Annotated in this window: 21 protein-coding genes and 1 riboswitch; of the genes, 14 read left to right on the top strand and 7 right to left on the bottom strand. The window is 56.1% G+C overall.

All coding sequences use genetic code 11. The features are described 5' to 3' along the window. Positions 1-42 precede the first annotated feature (42 nt). From hpnH to rplS, 3 genes are all read right to left on the bottom strand, one after another. A complete protein-coding gene (hpnH, locus tag KR51_RS11675; RefSeq protein WP_022607977.1) occupies positions 43-1,059 on the bottom strand; it encodes an adenosyl-hopene transferase HpnH in 1,017 nt (338 codons plus the stop codon). Between the two features lie 349 nt (positions 1,060-1,408). Then, positions 1,409-2,791 (bottom strand): phosphomethylpyrimidine synthase, encoded by a 1,383-nt coding sequence (gene thiC / locus KR51_RS11670; protein WP_022607976.1) that lies wholly within the window; start codon positions 2,789-2,791, stop codon positions 1,409-1,411. Positions 2,792-2,798: 7 nt separating this feature from the next. Next, positions 2,799-2,902: riboswitch (TPP riboswitch) on the bottom strand. Positions 2,903-3,926: 1,024 nt separating this feature from the next. Beyond that, a complete protein-coding gene (rplS, locus tag KR51_RS11665) occupies positions 3,927-4,283 on the bottom strand; it encodes a 50S ribosomal protein L19 (protein ID WP_022607975.1) in 357 nt (118 codons plus the stop codon). Between the two features lie 806 nt (positions 4,284-5,089). On the opposite strand from rplS, the gene KR51_RS11660 reads away from it, so the two are divergent. From KR51_RS11660 to KR51_RS11640, 5 genes are all read left to right on the top strand, one after another. Next, positions 5,090-6,178, top strand: a complete 1,089-nt coding sequence (locus tag KR51_RS11660) for a PstS family phosphate ABC transporter substrate-binding protein (protein ID WP_232214600.1) — start codon at positions 5,090-5,092, stop codon at positions 6,176-6,178. A 99-nt stretch (positions 6,179-6,277) separates the two neighbouring features. Then, the gene (pstC, locus tag KR51_RS11655; RefSeq protein WP_022607973.1) at positions 6,278-7,276 is read left to right on the top strand and encodes a phosphate ABC transporter permease subunit PstC; all 999 of its coding nucleotides are present in this window, start codon (positions 6,278-6,280) and stop codon (positions 7,274-7,276) included. Then, positions 7,273-8,202, top strand: coding sequence for a phosphate ABC transporter permease PstA (gene pstA, locus KR51_RS11650; protein WP_022607972.1), 930 nt, complete (start codon positions 7,273-7,275; stop codon positions 8,200-8,202). The genes pstC and pstA overlap by 4 nt, the downstream gene beginning before the upstream one ends. Before the next feature lie 69 nt (positions 8,203-8,271). Next, positions 8,272-9,048, top strand: coding sequence for a phosphate ABC transporter ATP-binding protein PstB (gene pstB / locus KR51_RS11645; protein WP_022607971.1), 777 nt, complete (start codon positions 8,272-8,274; stop codon positions 9,046-9,048). A 221-nt stretch (positions 9,049-9,269) separates the two neighbouring features. Further along, entirely contained in the window at positions 9,270-9,599 is a 330-nt protein-coding gene (locus tag KR51_RS11640) for a hypothetical protein (RefSeq protein ID WP_156915096.1), read from the top strand. Positions 9,600-9,662: 63 nt separating this feature from the next. Here KR51_RS11640 and KR51_RS11635 read toward each other — a convergent pair whose 3' ends face one another. Together KR51_RS11635 and KR51_RS11630 are read right to left on the bottom strand one after the other, a co-directional pair. Continuing rightward, positions 9,663-10,055, bottom strand: coding sequence for a hypothetical protein (locus KR51_RS11635; RefSeq protein ID WP_040656077.1), 393 nt, complete (start codon positions 10,053-10,055; stop codon positions 9,663-9,665). Between the two features lie 649 nt (positions 10,056-10,704). Then, entirely contained in the window at positions 10,705-12,000 is a 1,296-nt protein-coding gene (locus tag KR51_RS11630; protein WP_022607968.1) for an MFS transporter, read from the bottom strand. 298 nt (positions 12,001-12,298) lie between these two features. Here KR51_RS11630 and KR51_RS11625 point away from each other — a divergent pair, with 298 nt between their 5' ends. The 4 genes from KR51_RS11625 to KR51_RS11615 all read left to right on the top strand — a co-directional run bounded on the left by KR51_RS11625 (position 12,299) and on the right by KR51_RS11615 (position 16,002). Next, complete coding sequence (locus tag KR51_RS11625; RefSeq protein WP_022607967.1) at positions 12,299-13,792, top strand: UDP-N-acetylmuramoyl-L-alanyl-D-glutamate--2,6-diaminopimelate ligase; 1,494 nt, start codon at positions 12,299-12,301, stop codon at positions 13,790-13,792. Between the two features lie 32 nt (positions 13,793-13,824). Continuing rightward, on the top strand, positions 13,825-13,995 hold the full coding sequence (locus KR51_RS19765) for a hypothetical protein (RefSeq protein ID WP_156915095.1): 171 nt from the start codon (positions 13,825-13,827) through the stop codon (positions 13,993-13,995). After that, positions 13,992-15,200: an LPS export ABC transporter periplasmic protein LptC gene (gene lptC, locus KR51_RS11620; protein ID WP_156915094.1), complete on the top strand. Its 1,209-nt coding sequence runs from the start codon at positions 13,992-13,994 to the stop codon at positions 15,198-15,200. The genes KR51_RS19765 and lptC overlap by 4 nt, the downstream gene beginning before the upstream one ends. Before the next feature lie 94 nt (positions 15,201-15,294). Continuing rightward, a complete protein-coding gene (locus KR51_RS11615) occupies positions 15,295-16,002 on the top strand; it encodes a RibD family protein (RefSeq protein ID WP_040656057.1) in 708 nt (235 codons plus the stop codon). A gap of 37 nt (positions 16,003-16,039) precedes the next feature. Here KR51_RS11615 and KR51_RS21310 read toward each other — a convergent pair whose 3' ends face one another. Continuing rightward, positions 16,040-16,375, bottom strand: coding sequence for an IS1 family transposase (locus KR51_RS21310; RefSeq protein WP_071783287.1), 336 nt, complete (start codon positions 16,373-16,375; stop codon positions 16,040-16,042). A gap of 298 nt (positions 16,376-16,673) precedes the next feature. Continuing rightward, positions 16,674-17,912 carry an LL-diaminopimelate aminotransferase gene (locus KR51_RS11610; RefSeq protein WP_022607961.1) on the bottom strand — a complete coding sequence of 413 codons (1,239 nt, stop codon included), beginning with the start codon at positions 17,910-17,912 and terminating at the stop codon, positions 16,674-16,676. A gap of 655 nt (positions 17,913-18,567) precedes the next feature. On the opposite strand from KR51_RS11610, the gene KR51_RS21000 reads away from it, so the two are divergent. The 5 genes from KR51_RS21000 (at position 18,568) to KR51_RS11590 (ending at position 22,307) form a co-directional block, all read left to right on the top strand. Then, a complete protein-coding gene (locus tag KR51_RS21000) occupies positions 18,568-18,699 on the top strand; it encodes a helix-turn-helix domain-containing protein (protein ID WP_269634911.1) in 132 nt (43 codons plus the stop codon). A gap of 300 nt (positions 18,700-18,999) precedes the next feature. After that, positions 19,000-19,806, top strand: a complete 807-nt coding sequence (locus KR51_RS11605; RefSeq protein WP_022607958.1) for an HAD family hydrolase — start codon at positions 19,000-19,002, stop codon at positions 19,804-19,806. A gap of 87 nt (positions 19,807-19,893) precedes the next feature. Next, positions 19,894-20,484 (top strand): DUF4126 domain-containing protein, encoded by a 591-nt coding sequence (locus KR51_RS11600; protein WP_022607955.1) that lies wholly within the window; start codon positions 19,894-19,896, stop codon positions 20,482-20,484. A 223-nt stretch (positions 20,485-20,707) separates the two neighbouring features. Beyond that, entirely contained in the window at positions 20,708-21,394 is a 687-nt protein-coding gene (locus KR51_RS17595; RefSeq protein ID WP_022607954.1) for a DUF4340 domain-containing protein, read from the top strand. A 169-nt stretch (positions 21,395-21,563) separates the two neighbouring features. Then, positions 21,564-22,307 (top strand): Tic22 family protein, encoded by a 744-nt coding sequence (locus KR51_RS11590; RefSeq protein WP_022607951.1) that lies wholly within the window; start codon positions 21,564-21,566, stop codon positions 22,305-22,307. The last annotated feature ends 4 nt before the right edge of the window (positions 22,308-22,311 follow it).

Genomic DNA, 22,311 nt, shown 5'->3' with positions numbered 1-22,311 from the left:
CGATCGCTCGCAGGCTCGACCGAACTTAACCGACCGCAAGGCTTAACCGCCGAACAGCGCGCCGATGGCCCGACCCATATTCTGAGGCTGGAGTGCGTCTGTCGCCGCCGTCGGCTCGAAACCGCAATGCACCATGCAGTCGGCACACTTTGGATTACCACTCTTGCGACCGTATTGACTCCAGTCGGTATTGTCGATCAGTTCCCGAAACGTCTTGTAGTGCCCCTCGTTGAGAAGGTAGCAGGGTTTCTGCCAGCCGAGAACGCTGTAGCTCGGGCTGCCCCACGGCGTACATTCGTAATCCTTCTCGCCGATGAGGAAGTCTAGAAATAGGGGGTTGTGGTTGAATTCCCACTGTTTCTGACCCGCATAAAACGGCGCTAGGATCTGGCGGAAAAGGGCTCGGGTCTGCTCGCTCTTGAGGAAGTGCTCTTGGTCCGGTGCCCACTCATAACTGTATCCGGGCGACACCATCATGCCGTCCACGCCCAACTCCGACACGAAGTCGAAGAACTCCTGCATCTCCTGAGGGTCGGCGCCATCGAAAATTGTCGTGTTCGTGGTGACGCGGAACCCCTGCGCTTTCGCTTCGCGGATCGCGGCAATGGCCTTGTCAAACACCCCGACGCGATCCACGCACTTATCGTGATGCTCGCGCAGTCCATCTAAGTGCACGCTAAAGGTCAAGTGCGGAGAGGGCTGGAACTTATGTAGGCTTTTAGCCAACAAGATGCCATTCGTGCAGAGATAGACAAATTTCTTGCGCGCGACCAACCCGGCAACGATGGCGTCGATCTGCGGGTGCAGCAGCGGCTCACCGCCCGGAATCGATACGACCGGCGCACCGCATTCCTCAACGGCCTTGAAACAATCCTCGGGGCTGAGATTCTGTTTGAGGATTTCGGTTGGATGTTGGATCTTCCCGCAACCGGAGCAGGCAAGATTGCACCGGAATAATGGCTCCAGCATCAGCACCAGCGGGAAGTGCTTGCGCCCGCGCAGGCGCTGCTCGACGATGTACTTGCCAACGGCGATCGCTTGCTGTAATTGAACGGACATATTGCCCTCACACAAATGACTGTCGTCTAGCACCTATGGCTAGCACGGACCAGATTTCAGTTTAAGGTATCTTTACAGCAACAGCTGTAGATACAGCAGCATAGTGGAATACTGCGGGAAAGTTTTAGGTTGGGTGCGATCGCGAGCGATTTGAAGCAACTCGAAGATCCTTTTTCTCGACACATCGTCTGCGCCAACTTAGGAAATAGAAGGGTCGCAGGACGACCCTTTCCAGCAACCCTTTAGTGTTGTCTCGAGCGATCGCGACCGGCGCCCGAGACAACAAAGTATAGAGTGTTTGCCCTACCCGTCGAGGTTCTGCGACGCGAGGTTTGCTTCGCGGGAGCGATTACAGTTGAGCGACTGCCTGGCGGGAGTCCTTGGCCAAAAACTTCTCCAGTTCGGTTAGAGCATCGGCATCAACCTTAGTTTGCATCGGACAAAACTTGGGTCCGCACATCGAGCAAAACTCAGCAGTCTTGTAAATATCTGCTGGCAGCGTTTCGTCGTGATACTCGCGGGCGCGCTCGGGGTCAAGAGCCAATTCGAATTGCCGGTTCCAATCAAAGTTGTACCGAGCGGCCGACAGTTCGTCGTCGCGATCGCGCGCGCCAGGGCGGTGGCGCGCGATATCCGCAGCATGGGCGGCGATCTTGTAAGCAATCAAGCCGTTCCGCACATCTTCAGCGTCTGGCAAACCGAGGTGCTCCTTCGGCGTCACATAACAGAGCATCGCCGTACCGTGCCAGCCGGCCAGCGCTGCCCCGATCGCTGAGGTAATGTGATCGTAACCGGGCGCGATATCGGTAACCAGCGGTCCGAGCACGTAGAAGGGCGCTTCCGAGCACTCTTCCATCTGTTTTTTAACGTTGAATTCGATCTGGTCCATGGGCACGTGACCCGGACCTTCCACCATCACCTGTACTTCGTGCTCCCAGGCTTTTCTGGTTAGCTGTCCGAGGGTTTTCAGCTCCGCGAGCTGCGCGTCGTCGGAGGCATCGTGCTGGCAGCCGGGCCGCAGAGAGTCGCCCAAGCTGAAGGACACGTCGCACTTCTTGAAGATCTCGATGATGTCGTTGAAGTGGGTGTAAAGCGGGTTCTGCTTGTGGTGGTGCAACATCCAGCGTGCCAGAATGCCACCGCCGCGCGAGACAATGCCCGTGATGCGATCGCGCACGAGTGGCAGGTGCTCGATGAGAATTCCCGCGTGGATCGTCATGTAGTCGACGCCTTGCTGGGCGTGAGTCGCGATGACGTGCAGGAAATCATCAGCGGACAGGTTCTCGACACTACCGTGGACGCGCTCTAGTGCTTGATACACCGGCACGGTCCCGATCGGAACGGGCGAAGCTTGGATGATTGCGGTGCGAATTTTGTCGAGGTCGCCGCCGCCGGTGGAAAGGTCCATTACCGTATCTGCGCCGTACTTGACCGCAAGGTTCAATTTGGCAACTTCAGCGTCCAGGTCGGAGGAGTTAGGAGACGCGCCGATATTGGCATTGACCTTGCACTTGGAAGCGATGCCGATCGCCATCGGTTCCAGATTGGGGTGATTAATGTTTGCGGGGATAATCATGCGTCCGCGCGCCACTTCCGAGCGGATCAGGTCCGTCGGAAGATTCTCGCGCTTAGCAACGTACTCCATTTCCTCGGTGACGACGCCTTGACGGGCGTAGTGCATTTGCGTCACGTTCGCGTGCCCGCGACGCCGTGCAATCCATTCGCTGCGCATGTGTGTTGTCTCCAAAGAACAGCTTCCCTCCGCCGGTACTAACCGGACTCAGGTTCTCAGGGTGTAATCTCAGCCCGCATCGCAACGATTTGGGCACCCCTAGCCATATTGCGGACATCCTAGCACCAACATCGCACCGCAACCGTTTTCGTAGCGGATCTTGGCCCGACTCCTCTTCAGTTACTTTAAAGGCAGCCTGAAAAGTCGCTCTGTTCTTCTGCTGCTTTCATCGAGAGGTTCGGGACGGCTCGAACGGAGATCTGTCAATTTAGTCGTTCTTTGTCTGGAGTGCTGATGAGGGCTATTACCAACTCTAGGAAGTGCTGCGACAGAGATGGCAGATCGGGAGGCTTCACTCCTAAGGATTGCTTGCCTCATCTGTCTTAGGCGTTGTATAAATTTACATAAAAATTACCAGCCAAAAACCGGTTTATAACGTCCGAATTCCCCCTACCCTTTTGGCCCGGACCATATCTACTTCGACCCAGAAAGTGAGTTACACGTGGATATTTAGATTGATAAACCTTCTAAAGGCGATACGAACCAACTCATTAACCATGACGTCTATAGCCGCATTTAGGTTTTCCTCGACCAACGATTTAAGGGATTTTCTTCACCGCCAGTACGTTGGTCGGTGCGTCCGCCAAGCAAAAGATAAATATAACGACGCCCCTTACAAAGAAATAAGAACTGCCCATGCCCATCAATAACTTTTATACTATCGCCATAGCCATCCCACAGCCCCCAAAACCACGACTGTACTAAAGACCTGTTCCGGGCATTATAAGAAGAGTTTTTGTCTGTTTTGGGGATAAAAAATCCCCAATTTTTGACAAAACAGTATGTGGGTATATGCAAGCAAGTCCGTTTATACGGATGTCAGACGAGCTTTTACAGTTAAGTTAAATAACTGCAACGGTTTCTGTATCACCATTGCAGTTTTTCCAAATGTGTGAGGGATGCAAGAAAATGAATAGTACGCAGGCACTATCTTGGAGTTTTGCGTTCTAGCAACTCATCTAAGAATGCACGCTTACCGACCAACCGCCTAGGTTAAAACTCCCTAAATCTAGTTCAGTTCCAGCCCTAACTCTATAGTTAGCCAGCACCAGTTGGTCAGCACCCGAAGCAATTGCTAGCGGTCGAAACGCTGTTTTACGCGTGTTGCTTTGCCGACGCGATTCCGAAGATAATAAAGTTTTGCCCGCCGAACCTTGCCTCGGCGCACGATCTTAATCTTCTCGATGCGGGGAGAGTGGAGCAGAAAGACACGCTCGACCCCAACACCTTGAAACACCTTCCGGACTGTCATCGTGGCATTTATGCCGCCATGACGCTTGGCGATTACCGTCCCCTCAAAGGGTTGGACGCGCTCTTTGCTGCCTTCACGGATGCGTACGCCAACGCGCACGGTGTCGCCGATGTGGATTGTCGGCAAGTCATCCTTCATCTGCTCCTGCTCGAAGGAGCGGATAATTTCTTGCGCTTTCATCGTATTCTGCTAACTCGCAAGAAACCAGTATAGGACGTAAAAGCATACATTGTCTAGTTCGATCTTGCCCAGACTGGAGCAAGCACATAAAAATTTCTGTGCCACGACCGAAATCAGGGTTTCAGGGGAACTCGATTAATTCTCCAAAACCGAAGATCGGCAGCTCCAAAACCAAAGATCGGAAAGCAGCACAGGCATTTCAGCCGCTGGTACGCCCCGATCGGGGAATTTTTCGAGGTGCCCTTCCGCGATCTGTATGCTGGAACTTGCTTTCTAGTTCTCAACAAGTCCAGATCTAGCCCCGCTTATTGCGAAAAAGGGGCTGAGATACCTAGTTTTCGTTTGCCCTCTGTTGGGGACCGGATCGGAGCCAGAGTTGGTTGCCCGTGCAGCCGGGAAAATCGGTTGGATGGCCAACTAAACATAGAGTTCCCCTACTGAGTGGCTAGCTATACCTGTGGCGCTAGCACATGCACGGCTTAACCTGCCGCTCGGTTGCAGTCAAGGGTCGAATCAAGCGTTTAGTGCACTGCAGTCGCTCGCCAATTGAACGTGAAAGTGCGCTAATACCTCGCAAGCGATCGTTGAAATGGCAAAGAGGAAATTATTGAAGATCGCTGGAACTGATGGAAATGCCTAGTCGGGCGCAGCTTTTGCGGGAAACTGAATCGGCTTGGCTACTTGAATGAGTAATTTGAGACGATTTATGTCTGCCGCGCGCAGTCTCGGAGGAGTTAACCTGACCTTTACAAACAAGCGCTATGTTTTTGAGCACAAGGTAGAATTCTGCATGCGGGGAGACTGGAATGATGGTTGCCAAGCAAGACGCCCGCGTCCTCGTGCGTCTGCTATTGACTGCGGTAGTTGTTACTAGCTTGACTGCCTGCAATAGTGGCGAATCAACCGATTCGTCCGCAGCCCCTCCGGGAGAAGCGTCGGCCGCAGGTGCCAGTGATGGAGTTAAGGAACAACTGAGCGGTACGATCCCGATCGATGGATCCAGCACGGTTTTTCCAATCACCGAGGCTATGGCTGAGGAATTCCAGGGAGGTCACCCCGACGTGCGCGTGACTGTCGGCATTTCGGGAACGGGTGGTGGCTTCAAAAAGTTTTGCAATGGCGAAACCGATATTTCGAATGCATCGCGGCCGATTAAGGAGTCTGAAAGAATCGCTTGCGATGAAGCTGGTATCGAATACATAGAGCTACCTGTGGCTTACGATGCCATTTCAGTTGTGGTTAGCCCTAGCAACCACTGGGTAGGTTGCTTGACGGTCGAGGAATTGGCAACGGCATGGCACCCGGATGCTCAGGGCAAGCTCAGCAATTGGAATCAGGTCCGCTCGGAGTTCCCAGACCAAGGACTCAATCTCTACGGTCCTGGAACGGACTCGGGAACGTTCGATTATTTCACCGATGCGATCGTAGGCGATGAGGGTGCCAGTCGCGGAGATTACACCGCTAGTGAGGACGACAACGTCATCGTCCAAGGTGTTGCCAATGATGTTGGCGGGCTCGGTTACTTTGGTTTGGCTTACTACGAGGAGAACCAGGGTCGGGTAAAAGCACTGGGGATCGATGATGGTGACGCTGCTAACGGCAACGGCTGTATAGAACCGAGTACGGCTACGGTAGAAAACGGTACCTACCAACCCCTAGCGCGTCCGATTTTTATCTATGTGAAGAAGTCTGCCGTGGAGGAAAAGCCTGAAGTACAGGCATTTGTCGAGTTCTACTTGAATGCTCAGAACCGCGGACTTGTAGCTGAGGTTGGTTATGTGGCAATAGGCGATTCTCTTTACGAGAAAACACGAGCACGCTTGAACGAACGCAAAATTGGAACGGCGTTTCCGGAAGGTTCGACGGTTGGTGTGAAGCTAACTGACGTACTGTAATAACGAACAGTGGCAGTTTAGCCGCTGCAGATCTGCAATCCGCGCGAATGGTTACGCTGAAACCGTCACGCGTTTCGTCCGTAAAGGGGACCTGAGTGAATGACCGCAAACCAGCCACCAACTGAACCGGATGCCAGTTTGTGGCACCCCAACCGCACCCTCAGCAAATGGAGCGAACGTTTTGTTATCGGATTGTTCGGACTGTTTGCGTTGATTTCGGTTGCAACCACAATTGGGATTCTGCTGACACTTCTGATCGAGACATTCCAGTTTTTTATCGATCTAGCAAAACTACAAGTTGAGTTGGGGCGCCCCGAGCCAGCATTCTGGCATTTTCTGACGGCTACGGAGTGGACGCCACTGTTCGTCAACCCACAGTTCGGAATCTTCGTGTTGATCAGCGCTACATTTATGGTCGCCACGATCGCGATCTCTGTAGCACTGCCGATCGGACTGCTTTCAGCAATATATCTGAGCGAGTACGCCCCGATCGAGTTGCGAGCTTGGGTCAAACCTGCCTTGGAAGTGCTGGCAGGCGTGCCAACCGTCGTATTCGGTTACTTCGCACTGCTGTTTGTCACACCGCTGTTGCAGTCAGTCCTCAATCCGTTGCTGTCGCCATTTGACTTGAGGTTGGAGAGCTTCAACGCGCTCAGTGCTGGCATCGTTATGGGCATTATGATTGTCCCGCTGGTGGCCTCTCTCAGCGAAGATGCAATTTACGCGGTACCGCAAAGCCTACGTCAAGGAGCCTATGCGTTGGGGAGCACTAAGCGAGAAGTCGTTTTTGGCGTCGTGATTCCCGCGGCACTGTCGGGGATTGTTGCTTCGTTCATCCTTGCCGTCTCGCGGGCAATTGGCGAGACGATGATCGTGACCGTGGCAGCAGGTGCCAACCCGAATCTAACGCTCAGCCCCTTAGTCCCCGTTCAGACAATGACTGCGTTCATCGTGCAGGTAAGTTTGGGCGACGCACCTTACGGTTCGCTAGCTCATAAAACGCTGTATACGGTTGGTACAACTCTATTCCTGCTCACATTGACATTAAACACGTTCAGTTTTTGGTTCGTGCGTAAGTTCCGGGAGAAATACGAATGACTACTGCAGAACCAACTTCAGATAGTTCGCCAGCGTCGCCATTTGCGGTCAATCTGCCCAAGCGCTATCTGATTGGCAGACTCTTTATGTACACAAGCGCGATCGCCACATTCGTCGGTTTGGTCGTGCTAGTTGTTCTGCTCGCTGATGTTGTTTCTGACGGCGCACGATATCTCAGCTGGGATTTCCTGACGAACTTCCCGTCGCGTAAGCCCGAGCAAGCCGGGTTCTTATCAGCGTGGGTTGGGAGCATTTGGCTGCTAGTCCTGACGGCATCGATCTCGTTTGTCGTGGGGGTAGGTTCGGGCATCTTTCTCGAAGAGTTTGCTGCCGATACGGCTATTGCCAAGGCGATCGAGATCAATATTGGCAATCTGGCAGCCGTTCCCTCGATTATTTACGGACTGTTGGGCTTACAAGCCTTCGTGCGCACCATGCAAGCGATCACAAACGGCCGCTCCGTACTGGCCGGAGCGTTGACGATGTCGCTATTGATCTTGCCGATCATCATCGTGTCGACGCGCGAGGCATTGCGTGCCGTTCCGGGCAGTTTGCGGCAGGGCGGACTGGCGCTTGGTGCAACGCGCTGGCAGGTCGTTCGCGAACAAATCTTACCGTTAGCGATGCCGGGCATCCTGACCGGGACAATTCTGGCCCTTTCGCGGGCGATCGGCGATACTGCATCGCTCATCACGGTTGGCGCGCTAACTTACATTGCGTTCTTGCCGCCGCTGAATCCAATTTGGGAGGGCGTGCGGTCGCCGTTTACGGTCATGCCCATTCAGATCTATAACTGGGTGTCGAGGCCGCAGCAGGATTTTCACGACTTGGCAGCCACTGGCATTATCATCTTGATGGTCGTGTTGTTGTCGATGAATGCAACGGCAATCCTGGTTCGGAATAAGCTGCAGAAGAAGCTGGATTAAGCGACCGCTGCTCCGACCGCTCGACTCGCATGCCCTAATTCATCGCGTGCACCCCCTAAGAAACCAACAATGACTGCAATTCTCTCAGCTAAGTCCGTTAACGTTTACTATGGTTCGACGCTGGCCGTAAGAGACGTATCGCTCGATATCCCGAAAAACCAGATCGTGGCTTTCATCGGTCCCTCAGGGTGTGGAAAGAGCACGATCTTACGGTGTTTCAATCGCCTCAACGACCTCATTCCAAGCGCGCGCGTGGAAGGATTGGTGACTTTCCAAGGCAGCGACCTATATGCCAAGGTCATGGACCCGGTGGAAGTTCGCCGCCGCATCGGCATGGTTTTTCAAAAACCGAATCCGTTTCCAAAGTCGATTTACGATAACATCGCTTTCGGCGCGCGGGTCAACGGCTACCGTGGCAACATGGACGAGCTTGTCGAACAGTCGATCCAGCAGGCGGCATTGTGGGACGAGGTGAAGGACAAACTCAAGGAGAGCGGGCTGTCGCTTTCTGGCGGTCAGCAGCAGCGGCTGTGTATCGCGCGCGCGATCGCCATCCAACCAGAAATCATCCTAATGGACGAGCCCTGCTCGGCACTGGACCCAATTTCGACGTTACGGATCGAGGAGCTGCTGCGCGAATTAAAGGAGCGCTTCACGATCGTGATCGTGACGCATAACATGCAGCAAGCATCTCGCATTTCCGATCGCACGGCGTTTTTCAACGCAGAACCAACACCAAAAGGCGGTAAAGTCGGATATTTGGTGGAGTACGACACGACTGATAGTATCTTTCAAAGCCCTCGCGAACAATCGACGAAAGAGTATGTTAGCGGGCGCTTTGGCTAGAGAGAGAAGTATCTACGACCGGTCGGCATGCGGTTGTGGACAGTCAAGTAAGTGTACGCATACCCGCAGCGGTTTTTCTCAAGACCCGACAATAGAGATCGGAAGTAGCAACGACCTCTAATGGAGGAACCTTGCATAAGATCTCTTTAACAGCAATAGTAAGTGCGATGCTTCTCTGTACAAGTACAGCCAGTGCAGAGACGTTGCGCATCGAGGCCGGCATGCAGCCCGACCCTGTCTCGTTGCGCGGTCAGACAGGCGGATCTGTAGATAGCCAAGATTGTGGGCTCGTCCCAACCGCCCCGAGTCAAGTTTTACAGATTGCCGAGCGTATCAATTACATGCGCTTGAGTCTCGACGTGCCTGGGGGTGGCAACCCAACCTTGTTGGTAGAAGGACCGGACGGACGCTTCTGCGCGATTGCCGATCGGATATCCGGCAGTGCTCCCGAGCTATCCGGCGTGTGGCTGCCAGGCGAGTACAAGATCTATGTCGGCGATATTGATGGTGCGAATAACCCCTACCGGCTCTCAATTTCCCAACAGCGTTAGGAAGAAATCCAGCCTATTTTCACTGAAGTGTTATAACACTTTCTAAGACATCAAACTAAGACATTAAAATCCCTCGTCGAGTTGACGCGGCTCGACTTCCACAGCACTTACATCCACTGTGTCAGGTGGAGTTGCGTGCTGGAAGCGGTTGTCAGAGCCGATGCAAACGGACTCGCCACAGTTGGGGCAACGATTCGTTCCATTTCGCCATGCAACAATCTCTGTCGTGCAAACCGGGCAGCGATCGCGGACAAACTGACGACGCAGCCAAAACTGGATGCCGGCGAAAAGCAATGCCGGTAGGAGAAGCATCAAGCCAACGACGACGAGCACGCCTTTGGCTAACCAACCCAACCCTGCTGCACTCAGGAGCAGGACGAACAGTGCTAGAACGAGCCAGCAACCAAAACCGGATACGCTTGCGCTGAGTTCGTTTGGACGAGAAGAGTTGGGCAACACGGCAATCTTTTTTGAGAAGTAGTGCACGCGCGAGCATGACATCGCGACGCACCATAACACGCAGCTCTCTGCAACCAAGGATTTCGCTCGAGCCCGGGCGTTTCCCTTATCTTAAACCGATCGCCGAGTTCCCAGAGGGTCCCACGCCCGCTGGAAAGGGTGATGCGTTCGCTTAACCGTTGTTAGCGTTCTAAAGTAGTGGTTGGAGCACGAGCGAAGTGCCCTTACTTGCCACACATCGAACACTGCGGGGCAATCGTTACATTTTCCGTCCTGAAAGCAGGCTCCAGAGAGGCATCGGTCAATCGGCTTATGCTGGGGTCTGTCTCTTATTCAGAACTACATAGGGCTTGCTGAAAAAGGCTGGAATGTTCGCAATGAAAGGATCTCAGCGTTTTCTATGCCAGAAAAGTGCAAGGTTATAGGCACCAGAGCCTCATAACCCTTGCAATTGGGACGAGAATCCGAGGCAAAAAGCTGGGGCTAGATGGTAAACGCCTGATTCCATAAGCTCTCTGCCTCCTAAATTCGTTTTGTGGACTTTTTCAGCAGACCCTACATAGCCAGTTGTCATGGCTGCTTCTGTTATGACCGCGTACTTAAGTGTGGGTCGGGCAGGAAGGGAGCATTCGCTCGAGACTAAATCTCAAGCTCCACTCGATGAAGATACTTCGGCATCACACCACTCCGGCAAGCGCGCGCGCGACAAGATGGCGATCGCCAACCAGCATCCTACGGTCAGCAAGACCAAACCCGACACGTAAGGTAGAAATGCTGTCAGTCCCCAAAGTGCCGTCACGTTCCCTGCCAGCCACGGGAAAATTGCCTTCCCCAAGCTGCCGAAGCTCGCGCACAAGCTTACTGCGCTTAGGACCAAACGCGCGGGAAGTCGCTCGGCCATCAGAGATATAGCTGTAGGCAAGATCGGACCCAAGCTGAAACCCGTCAGCACCAACCCGAGTCCGGTCGTCAGCCGCGATAGCCCCGACCAATACAGCACCACGCCCAGCACCACACCAAGCAAACAGCCGTGAATCAGACGGCGGGCATCGACTAATGCTGCTAATTGGGCTAGGCTCAAGCGTCCGAGCGCCAGCCCTAGCCAATATCCGCTGGTCAATCCACCTGCAAGCGCCGCGCGGATGTGGCGCTCCTCACTGAGGTAACTGAAACTCCAATGACCTAGAGAAATTTCTGCTCCAACGTAGAACAGGAAAAACAAGGACATGCACCATACGAGACGCAGGCGCAGCGCCGCTGCCACCGGATTGCCTACCGCAAGCGAAACCGCTGCAAGTTCTAAACGCCAGTGCCGGTAAGTCGCGCCGAAACTGACGAGTAGCAGTAATGCCCCGCCCGCTTGCATCCAATAAATGCTGCTCCAGTTAAATCCCGCATGCAGCAGTGCCGACGCCGCCAGCGGACCTACGAACGCACCGATGCCAAACAACGCGTGCAAATAATTCAGCAATGCCGGATTGCTCGACCGTCGTGCGGCAAAGGCAGTCAGTCCCGTCTCTAAAACTGCCGTACCGCTTCCGACCAAAAGCGGCAGCGTCAGGAGTCCCCACAGGGGTGGTTGTAACGCCATCATCGTGCTGGCACTCAAGAAGCTGGCTGTCCCCAATAGCAAGTAGCGCGGCCGGCCGAGGCGGCTGGCCAGCCAGCCACCAGCAGCTGCCGTCAAGAGATAACCGATCGCGTTGCTCAACAACAGCATGCCCACGGTGGTGCGAACGACACCATAGGAGGCACTGAGCTCGGGTAGCAAGATACCAACCGTGCCGTCGCCAACCCCGACCAACGCAAACGCCAAAGCAGCGATCGCGATTTGCAAGCCGGTTGCCTTACTGTCATCATCCGTCGGATCGTGACTCGGAGCGCGTCCAGCAATACCGGTTGCGCTCAACTGGTCGGGGTCATTCAGTAGGGAAACGGACATGTGTAAAAGTCATTTCTTAATAATCTCGTTACATTATGCAGAATGGCGCTCGCCTTAGGCACGCAAACGCAGGATTGTTTCGACTCCCTGGCGGACTAACCCAGCAGCAGCGTGCGTTTTTTCGAAGGGAAAGGACTGCTGCGGTCAATGCAACAAATCGGCGATCGCGTTAGTCCACCCAGTCGGATAGGATAAATCCTCAATTCATGCTTCCCACACTCTTGCAACCGAACTCGCACGCGGTCGGAGCTTGTCAATACGGTGTGGAAGCAAACGGGAGCAAACAGGAGTGAATCCCATGCAATTGCGCGCACTGCTAGCTCGAGTTCCGACGGTAAGGTTACCGGATAGTGTCGATCTCGACCGCGAGATTGAGGGGATCTGCACGAATTCCCACGCCTGCCGGTCGGGGGACCTCTTCATTGGAATGCCGGGGACGCGGGTAGACGGCGGCAACTTTTGGTCGGGCGCGATCGCCTCAGGGGCGTCAGCCGCGATGATCTCGCCGGCCGCTGCCGCGCAGTCGCCGCCGAGTCCGGGCGATTGCGTAGCGGTTGTTGACGATGTCGCCCGCGCTTGTGCCGATGTGGCAACGGCATTCTACGGTAACCCCGCCCAACACCTGCAGCTCGTTGGGGTCACGGGTACGAACGGCAAAACGACCACCACGCATCTGATCGAGTTTTTCTTGGCGCGATCGCACCGCCAACCGGCCCTGTTTGGTACGCTTTACGCGCGTTGGGCAGGTCACAGCGAGACAGCAGCCTTTACCACGCCGTTTGCAGCAGACCTACAGCGTACGTTGGCGTTTGCCCGCGATGCCGGGTGCGATACGGCAGTGCTGGAAGTCAGTTCCCACGCCCTAGATCAAGGGCGCGTCCGCGGTTGTGCTTTTGATGCCGCGGTGTTCACCAATCTGACCCAGGACCATCTCGATTACCACCACGACCTCGAAACCTACTTCCAAGCCAAGGCGCAACTGTTCAACAGCGACTACCTGCGGGGACGCGCGATCGTGAATGCCGACGATCCTTACGGACGTCGCTTGCTTGCCGATTGCGCCCAGACCTGGAGTTATAGCTCTACCGATGCAACGGCCGATTTCCACGCTCGTGACTTGACCTACCGACCTGACGGTGTCAGCGGCACGCTCGTAACGCCGCTCGGATCCGCAGCACTGCACTCGCCATTGGTCGGACAATTCAACCTTGCGAATGTATTGGCAGCGATCGCGGCCGGGGCAGCGCTGGGGCTCGACGTGGAGGCCATGGCAGCACAGCTGCCGGATTTTCCTGGCGTTCCCGGTCGGATGGAACGGGTACGGGTGTCCCCCGCACAAGATATCGGCGCGATAGTCGATTACGCCCACACTCCAGATAGCTTGGAAAACCTCTTGCGTGCCGCGCGGCCGTTCGTGCCCGGTCGGGCAATCTGCGTGTTCGGCTGCGGCGGCGATCGCGATCGCACCAAACGCCCGTTGATGGGCAAAATCGCAGCAGAGCTGGCCGATGTGGTCGTGGTCACGTCAGACAATCCGCGTACGGAAGACCCGCAGCGGATCTTGGCGGACGTGTTGGCGGGTGTTCCTGACGGTGTCGAGCCGATCGTCGAAGTCGATCGCGCTGCCGCGATCCGTCGGGCGATCGCTATGGCCCGATCGGGCGATAGCGTGCTAATTGCTGGAAAAGGTCACGAGGACTATCAAATTCTCGGCACCGAGAAAGTTCACTTCGACGATCGCGAGCAAGCGCGCGCGGCCCTGCGCGATCGCCTCGCCCATAAGGTTGAATAGCTGGATTTCGTCAGTCCTGCCAAGGCGCGCGCGTGGCTGCCTCGACCGTGCATCAATCCAAACCATTACTCAACTACCCGATCGCGTCGTCACAATCCGCAGCGCCGCCTAACCGCTTGAATTCTCGACTGGGACCCAGCGGGCAGTTGGCGCGATCGCTTTGCCAACCGGCCTGTGCGGCAGCGTATTCTTGGCTGCAGTGACTATTCTGAACATGAACCTACTCAAAGCACTCGCCCGCCGCAAGAGCGCCGGACTAACGGGTATGAAACGACGCAAATGGCATGGCGCGCGGACGCTGAGCGTACTATTGGCGATCGCGCTTGCGGCTTGTCGGTCCGGTCCGCCAGAAGCCTCATCTGCCGGTGAGGGGACCGACAACACCGAGGCGTTCGAGCTCGAAAAACAACTGGTATTGCAGAATGCCACCCTCAATCAAGCGGACGATAACGGAGAACCGCTGTGGCGCATCCACGCCGACCTCGTTACATACAGCCCCGACCGCCGGGACGCAGATCTAGAAAATTTAACGGGTAATCTTTACGAGGACGGCGAGATCGCGCTGCAGATTGTTTCCGAGCGCGGCCGCATTGTCGATGCTGGCGAGTTGGTGCGATTAGAAGGGGAAGTCATTGCCACCGACGTGCGCAACGAATTGTCGCTCCACGCGGAGATTGCCGAGTGGTTTCCCGAGCGCGACCTGCTGATCGTTCGCCAAAACTTGCGCGGGACGCATTCGCGATTTGAGATCGCTGCCCGCGAAGGGCACTACCAAACCCTCAACGAACGCCTGGAATTGCGAGGCGAAGTCTTGGGACTTTCGGAAGATCCGCCTTTGCGCCTCCAGGCCGAGCGCCTCTTCTGGTCGCTGCCCAACGAGCTGGTAACCAGCGAGGATCCGATCGCGATCGAGCGCTACCAGGAGGATGTCATTACCGATCGCGTCGATGCCGATCGCGCGGCGGTAGATCTGGCGACTCGCGAGGTGCGCCTCAACGAAAACGTGACGCTGCGGTCGACAGAACCACCCATGCAGATTGTGAGTAACGCGATCCTTTGGCTGGTGGATGCTCGCCTTGTTTTGGCTGAGGAGCCCGTGCGCGCGGATCGTCGCGACAACAACACCATTGTTACTGGAGACCGCGGTGAATTCGACCTCGAAAATGAGGTTGCAACGCTCGAGGGCCGTGTCGAAGGCACTAACCGCGACGACGCCCGACTATTTGCCGATCGCTTGGAGTGGGACATTCCCGGCGAGCGCGTAGAAGCCACGGGCAATGTCATCTACGAACAGTCCGATCCGCCCGTTACGACAGCCGGTGAAACGGCCGTCGGCAACCTCGCCAAATCAACCGTGGTTGTGCGCAGCGGCAACGCTGCCCCTGTAGTAACGGAATTCATGCCCTGATGGGCAATGGTTCTCCCCGATTGCAGCTTTAGTCGCGTGCACCCTCGGGACGCTGCTGATTCTGGTGTCGCACTTCGCTACTCTACTCGAACACTTGCCTCAATATCCTTACATCACAGCAGTTATCGCGGTATCAGCCGATGGCAAGATTGCCGATCGCGAGCGTGCGCCCGCACGTTTTTCTTCGCCAGCGGACCGCGCGCACCTCGAACGCCAAATCGCCGCTGCTGATGGCGTCCTTTTCGGTGCGGGCACCTTGCGCGCCCACGGGACGACGCTTCCCGTCCGGACACCACAGCTCTTGCGCGAGCGCGAACGCTTGGGTAAACCCTTGCAACCGGTTCAGATCGCGTGCTCCCGTAGCGCTGACTTAGCACCCGACTTGCATTTCTTTCAGCAACCCGTGCCCCGGTGGCTACTGACGACAGTTTCCGGTGCTGCTGTCTGGCGCGATCGCTCCACCGCGTTCGAACGCGTGCTGGCCGTTCCTAGGGCTGACGGCACTGGTATTGACTGGTGTCGCGCGCTAACCGCCCTCGCAGACCTGGGATTGCACCGCATTGCTGCGATTGGAGGAGGTGAGTTGCTAGCAGAATTGTTAGCTTGCGACGCGATCGCCGAACTGTGGCTGACGATCTGCCCGCTGCTGCTTGGCGGTGCAACCGCACCCACCGCGATCGCGGGGGTCGGGCGCATCGAAGCGATGGCCGCGCAGCTCGATTTATTAAGCGTCGAACCTTGCGACGGGGAAGTGTTCTTGCACTACCGCGTCCGGTCCGACCGGGATGGCAGCGATCGCTAGCTGCTCCTGCGACACCCAAAATCCTCCTTTTTGCCCATCAAAATTGGTTCTCGGCATTGCACGAGCAGGGCACGGTTTCCCTCAGTTCGGCAACTCGCGGTGGCGAAAATAGCGCGGCTCCAATCTTACCGGCAACCTCAGCATTTCCCTCCGATTTCGAGTAGCACGGGCGCTTGCGTTTTAGCCTCGCCAGGATGTGCCTCGGCCTCGTATTCTCTCGTTCCACCCGCATCATGTACGTCTTGCTTACTACGTGGCTTAACGCATCGATGCACTTCTTGTTGACCCCGTAGCTGCCGATCGCACACCAGAAGCAATCCCATCCCTTGTATCTTGGGCGGGGTGGCAGACCGTCAAAACCTCGTTCATACACTAGTGCACCGCGATCGATTGCCCGATCGCGCTCGACCAGGTGCTGAAACGCTCGTGCTGCCGTAGCGGTTCTTGGGGACAAGCGATTTATCGAGGTGCCCTGTGGACCTTAGTGAAGCTTGGGTCGCCTGAGCCCTCGATAGAACTCGGAAATTCGCCTGGGATACAAGCTCGCAGCGTCCTAGGTCGACTAGCAAGACGTGTCAGTGGCGGTTGACACTTCTCTACATCAGGTATTTCAGGGTATGCCAGGCGAACGCCTCTCAATTTGCCAGGAACGCGATCGCCTGCCCGCATGGCTAGCCCACTCGGAACATCTCGGTAACGCGCTGCATTGCTGTTTCTACGTTCTCTCGGCTGTTGAAGGCCGAGATCCGGAAGTAGCCCTCGCCAGCAGCGCCGAACCCGGAACCCGGGGTCCCGACAACATACGCTTTGTTCAGGAGCTTGTCGAAAAAGTCCCAACTTGTCATACCGTCAGGAGTCTTAATCCAAATGTAGGGTGCGTGCACCCCGCCGTACACGCTCAAACCCGCTGCCGCGAGCTGCTCGCGCACGATGCGCGCATTTTCTAAATAGAATCCGACAAGCGCCTGAATCTGCTGTCGTCCTGCCTCCGAGTATGCCGCTTCCGCGCCGCGCTGCACCACATACGACACGCCGTTGAACTTCGTCGATTGGCGGCGGTTCCACAGTGCCCAGATTTTAACGTCCGTGCCGTCCGATACTTTTGCCTTCAGGGACTTCGGAACGATCGCGTACGCACAGCGCACACCGGTGAAGCCGGCGTTCTTCGAAAACGACCGAAACTCGATCGCGCAGTGCCGCGCGCCGGGAATTTCGTAGATCGAGTGGGGCAGACTGTCATCGGAGATAAAAGCTTCGTATGCCGAGTCGAACAGAATCAACGCATCGTTAGTGCGAGCGTAGTCGACCCATGCCCGTAAGTGCTCTTTGGTCGCGACTGCTCCTGTTGGATTATTCGGGAAGCAGAGGTAAATCAAGTCCACTTTGCGCTCTGGAATCGTCGCAGTGAAGTCGTTCTCGGCGGTAATCGGTATGTAGATCAATCCCCCATATTTGCCCCCCTCATCCGCTATGCCCGTGTGCCCGGCCATGACGTTGGTATCCACGTAAACCGGATACACCGGATCGAATACGGCGATCGCGTTGTCTTTGCCGAAGATATCGAGGATGTTCCCCGTATCGCACTTAGACCCATCCGAAACGAACACCTCGCTGGCGTCGATCTCGCAGCCGCGCATTTGGAAGTCGTAGCGGGCGATCTTCTCCCGCAACCATGCATAGCCTTGCTCGGGACCGTATCCCCGGAACGTCGAGCGATCGCCGAGTTCAACAATCGCCTGTTGCATTGCCTCGCGGCAGGCAGCAGGGAGCGGTTCGGTTACGTCGCCGATGCCGAGTTTGATAATTGGCGCATCGGGATTGACATCGGTAAAGGCTTTCACTCGTCGGGCGATTTCTGGAAACAGATAACCGGCTTTGAGCTTGAGGTAGTTTTCGTTAATGCGTACCATCGCTGTTCCAAGAGTCTCTCGTAATTGCTAAAATCTGCTCTCGCTCCGAGCAAGTTGCGCTAGGGAAATCTTGAAGTCCGCTACCGCCGCGCGATCGATAGAGCTAACCTGTTTGTACTCTTGCCAACCAGGTTCCAGTGAACCAGCATACTGCACTACTCCAGCAGCATGTCAGTTCTTGAGGCTAAGGAGTGAAGCCGTGAAAGGAGAGCATCATCATGACTCTCGGCAGTCAACGTGGGGTAGATTGGCAGTTCCAAGGGGACGCTCGCTCGAAACTGAAAACCCCTTACGCTAAAAACTCCTCTTGGGAGAATACTAGAAACGGGACGGCTGCAACTGCGGGTTAAACTCGAGCCCGCTCGTTTGGTTGGGCAAATCTTGACTCTTCTGGAAATCCACTTGCTAATCGGACGCCTACGTCAAAACCCCGGTCGCACAGTGAATTATTTCATTGCCGATGCCAGTCGCGCTTTCGGACTGTCGGATTAAGTCCTTCAGGATCAATAGCAGCGCCGGCTCAACGCACGTTTGCTGGGGTTCGAACTCTAGTAGGAAATGCAGCAGACCCTCGCCAGCGAAAAAAGCCCAACGTCAACGTTTGTGAACCCCTGCAACTCATGGCAGCGAATCTCTAACGAGCGTTGCGATCGAGATGGCACGTCAATATCTCAAGCCCATCCAGAGCCTGCTAGCCGATCGCCTGGGCAAAAGCCTAAGCTGGATTCGCGACATCGAGAGCGGACGCTTCGGTGCGAGTTCTGAGGATCTAGCTCAGCTGCGGTAAATTCTGAATATTCCATCAGCTATGGTATTCGACCGGCCGCCTACCAAACTATTTCGCAGGAAGACAAGCAACAACGACTGCTATCGGGGTGACACGCGAATCCGGATGCAATCTTCTGACGGGTCACTATATCGCGGTGGACACTTTATCACCACGCTACACCAACTTCTGACAAGGTGGCTTCGCGGCTGCAGATGTGCGACATCGGTTGCCGGCGGCACTATTTCTAACCGAAATGCAGCAATTGCCTGATGTCCCGCGCGCGCGGGCGTTGCGAACCGCGCCAAGAAACTTGCCTACATGAGGTTTGCTTTGCCCACGAGCGCTCCTGCACTACTCGCACTCGACTTCGACGGCGTCATCTGCGACGGCCGGCACGAGTACTTTCAGACCAGCTGGCGCACCTATCGCCAGCTTTGGCAACCTGCCATCTCGCAACCGCCAGAGGGATTGCAAGATGGCTTTTTCCGCCTGCGCCCGATTATCGAAACGGGCTGGGAGATGCCCGTACTGCTGCATGTACTGTTGCAGGATACGCCCGAATCCGAAATTTGGAATGACTGGTCGGCATTGGTGGCGCGTGCCTTAGAGGCTGCTGAGCTCGAGCGTAGCAAAGTCGCGCGTTGCCTGGATGGCGTTCGCGATGAGTGGATCGCCACCAACTTATCCGAGTGGCTGGATCTGCATCGGTTCTACCCCGGTGTTGCCGCCAGCCTGCAAGCACGAACTCGACAGGACGACTTGCTCGTCTATATCATCACCACCAAAGAAGGACGCTTTACCAACCAGCTGCTGGCTCGAGCGGGCGTAGAGTTGCCCCGCGATCGCGTCATCGGTAAGGAAATTCGCCAGCCCAAGCCCGATACGCTGGAAAAACTTCTCGCCACAACTGGAACGCCGAGCGATCGCCTTTGGTTTGTCGAAGACCGCCTCAAAGCCCTTGAAGCCGTTACCGAACGGTCCAACCTCGACGGTGCGCGATTGTTTTTGGCAAGCTGGGGATACACGACTGACGCTCAACTCGAGCGCGCCCGCCGCAGCGATCGCTTGCAGTTGCTGAACTTAGAGCAGTTCGCTGCCGACTGGGCGGATTGGCTGCCCTCCTAACTGGAGGCGATCGCGTCGATAGAGTCTTAAGGACTGGCTCAGCAGGCACGATGCCGACATTGAGCCGATATTGAATCGATAACTCTCATGGGTATGGAAACATTGGTCGCGGTTTGCTTGGGGATTGGCATGAGCGCAGCATGCGGATTCCGCGTGTTTCTGCCCTTGCTGGTGCTGAACTTGGTGGCGCGCTTTGGCGAGGTCGGAGTTGCGCCGGGACTGGATTGGTTGAGTGGCGAGCCAGCGACAATTGTGCTGGCGATCGCCACGACTGCCGAGGTGCTGGGCTTTTACATTCCTGTCATCGATAACTTGCTCGGCGTTTTGGAAGCTCCGGCGGCAATAATTGCGGGAACGCTAGTATCGGCTTCGGTACTGGGCGATTTACATCCAGCCTTGCAGTGGGGTGCGGCAATTGTCGCGGGGGGCGGTACAGCAGGCATCGTAGAAGGCGCAACAGTGGCAACGCGAGCAGCGTCCACCGGACTGACGGGCGGACTGGCCAATCCGGTCGTGTCAACCCTGGAGTTATTGAGCGCACTAGTGCTGTCTCTACTAGCATTGTTGGTGCCCGTGCTAGCAGTAATCACGCTAATCGTCGCGTTGGTTCTGAGCATCCGGTACCTGCGCAAAATTTTCCGGCGTCGGCACGATCGTCCCCCAGCCATTCCGAGCTAGCAGCGCGCATTAGCATTTGCAAGGGAACCGCTGATAGCAATCGCCGCACCTGCACCAGCGATCGCCCTACGATTGCCCCTCAACAATTGCACGAGCAGCTGTGCGATGCGGCGCGGCCGGAACCTGGGGTAAGTTTATAAAGCAATAGAGTTCCGACTCTTGGCACGACTGGCACGCGATCGCCGATCTGACCACCCTTACCCACCGTCTGCCATCGACCGTTATGAATCGCACCACTGCACTGCTTTTCGTCGTGGCGATCGCCCTAGTCGGCGTCATCTACCTAGGGCGCAAGCGCGATGCCCGCGAGGCGGCAACGTTAAATAGCACCGAAAGTACGCAGCTGCTGGACTTTGCTGCACCACACGTGCGGACGATCGCGATCGAGACGGAAACGACCGATCTGGAATTTGTCCGCACCCAGACCGAACTCGACAGCGAAGAAACTGACAGCGAGAAAACCGACAGCGCATCAACCGTCTGGTCGTTGCAACAGCCCGAAGCCGGTCCTGCCTCAGATGCTGCGGTAGCCTACTTGCTGGACGCCCTCCGGCGCAGTCGCGGCGATCGTGTCTTCCCGACAGCAACCGATGCGTTAGACGAATACGGCTTGAGCCAGCCCGCGATCGCCGTCGAGATCGGGCTGGCGAACGGGACGACCCATACCGCGTACCTCGGCGATATGAGCTTTGACGGTCGGGGCATTTACGCACTGGTCGATCCGCCTGCCGATGCTCCTGAGGTCGACGTGTTGTTATTGCCGATTGACTTGTTCTACGCCGTCCAGCGCCCGCTTGCAGAGTGGCAGCAATTGCCGCAAGCACCGGATTTAGGCGAATCGGCTCCGGCAACCGCCCCCGATGTCGCTCCCGAACTCCCAACGGGGTCCGACGCCGTACCGGTCGAGTAATTCGCCAATTTGGGAACCAACAACGGCATCGTGCAGTCCCCACGGGCATAGCGATCGCCCGGTGCGGTTTGCAAAATGTCCGAGCGCATGTGTCGTCGGACCGACCGACGCGTTAGGCTAAAATGCAGTTTCGCCGTGGGTCAATGACGCTAGCTGCTGGAGAAATGCCATGAAAGCTTTGATTCGTTGGGGAGCTGCGCTGGGCTTGGCACTAGGAGCAACGTTGGGTGGGGTTTCTATCGTTCCCCAGTCCGCCATTGCATTGCCAGAGGAAGAAATCGTCGAGAAATTGCAGTCGGTGCCGGTGTACACCATCGTCAACGCAGAAGGTATCCCGCTTCCAGCATCAAATACCGAGACCCAGGAAACGCTCATCCCGATCTTCATCGACCGCGGTTCTGCCGAACAGAAGCTCGGAGAACTCCGCAGTGCCAATCCCGAGCTTGCCAGCCAGGTAAGCATTCGTCCGGTGTCGATGGCAGAAGTGTATAAGTTGGAACAAGAAAACGCTAGCAACGCTGAAGCCCCGAGTTTCGCCTATATTCCGACCGACGAACAGGTGCAGTCGGCTCTGTCGGTATTGCAGGCGCAGGGGCAAAACCTCCAAGGCTTTCCCGGCGTCCCGATGTTCGTCGCGCGCGGGGGCGAAGAACAAGGCTACCTGACGATCGAGCGCGACGGGGAGCGGATCATCCCGGTTTTCTTTGAGAAAGAGCAGATCGACCAAGTGATCGATCGCTTCGGTCAAGAGCAGCCGGACCTCGCTAGTACGGTGAATATCGATGTTGTTCCGCTGCAAAATCTGATCGGCGCTCTGCGTGAGGGCAACGAGGAAGAACTGCGCAACATCGTGATCGTACCGACGACGGAATCGCTGCAGCTGTTGCGCCAGCAACAACAAGGCGGTAACTAGCACT

This window comes from Rubidibacter lacunae KORDI 51-2, from assembly GCF_000473895.1.
Taxonomy (GTDB): Bacteria; Cyanobacteriota; Cyanobacteriia; order Cyanobacteriales; family Rubidibacteraceae; genus Rubidibacter; species Rubidibacter lacunae.
Note: the sequence above shows the minus strand (reverse complement) of the source record. Positions and strands in the feature narration are given on the sequence as shown.

What these genes read in the sequence shown, in the direction of transcription:
- KR51_RS11600 (WP_022607955.1), top strand. Translation starts at nt 19,894, where the DNA reads ATGGGTATGGAAACATTGGTCGCGGTTTGCTTGGGGATTGGCATGAGC.
- pstC (WP_022607973.1), top strand. Translation starts at nt 6,278, where the DNA reads ATGACCGCAAACCAGCCACCAACTGAACCGGATGCCAGTTTGTGGCAC.
- pstB (WP_022607971.1), top strand. Translation starts at nt 8,272, where the DNA reads ATGACTGCAATTCTCTCAGCTAAGTCCGTTAACGTTTACTATGGTTCG.
- pstA (WP_022607972.1), top strand. Translation starts at nt 7,273, where the DNA reads ATGACTACTGCAGAACCAACTTCAGATAGTTCGCCAGCGTCGCCATTT.
- hpnH (WP_022607977.1), bottom strand. Translation starts at nt 1,059, where the DNA reads ATGTCCGTTCAATTACAGCAAGCGATCGCCGTTGGCAAGTACATCGTC.
- KR51_RS11660 (WP_232214600.1), top strand. Translation starts at nt 5,090, where the DNA reads ATGATGGTTGCCAAGCAAGACGCCCGCGTCCTCGTGCGTCTGCTATTG.
- KR51_RS21000 (WP_269634911.1), top strand. Translation starts at nt 18,568, where the DNA reads ATGGCACGTCAATATCTCAAGCCCATCCAGAGCCTGCTAGCCGATCGC.
- KR51_RS11610 (WP_022607961.1), bottom strand. Translation starts at nt 17,912, where the DNA reads ATGGTACGCATTAACGAAAACTACCTCAAGCTCAAAGCCGGTTATCTG.
- KR51_RS17595 (WP_022607954.1), top strand. Translation starts at nt 20,708, where the DNA reads ATGAATCGCACCACTGCACTGCTTTTCGTCGTGGCGATCGCCCTAGTC.
- KR51_RS11640 (WP_156915096.1), top strand. Translation starts at nt 9,270, where the DNA reads ATGCAGCCCGACCCTGTCTCGTTGCGCGGTCAGACAGGCGGATCTGTA.
- KR51_RS11625 (WP_022607967.1), top strand. Translation starts at nt 12,299, where the DNA reads ATGCAATTGCGCGCACTGCTAGCTCGAGTTCCGACGGTAAGGTTACCG.
- KR51_RS11605 (WP_022607958.1), top strand. Translation starts at nt 19,000, where the DNA reads ATGAGGTTTGCTTTGCCCACGAGCGCTCCTGCACTACTCGCACTCGAC.
- KR51_RS11590 (WP_022607951.1), top strand. Translation starts at nt 21,564, where the DNA reads ATGAAAGCTTTGATTCGTTGGGGAGCTGCGCTGGGCTTGGCACTAGGA.
- KR51_RS11630 (WP_022607968.1), bottom strand. Translation starts at nt 12,000, where the DNA reads ATGTCCGTTTCCCTACTGAATGACCCCGACCAGTTGAGCGCAACCGGT.
- rplS (WP_022607975.1), bottom strand. Translation starts at nt 4,283, where the DNA reads ATGAAAGCGCAAGAAATTATCCGCTCCTTCGAGCAGGAGCAGATGAAG.
- thiC (WP_022607976.1), bottom strand. Translation starts at nt 2,791, where the DNA reads ATGCGCAGCGAATGGATTGCACGGCGTCGCGGGCACGCGAACGTGACG.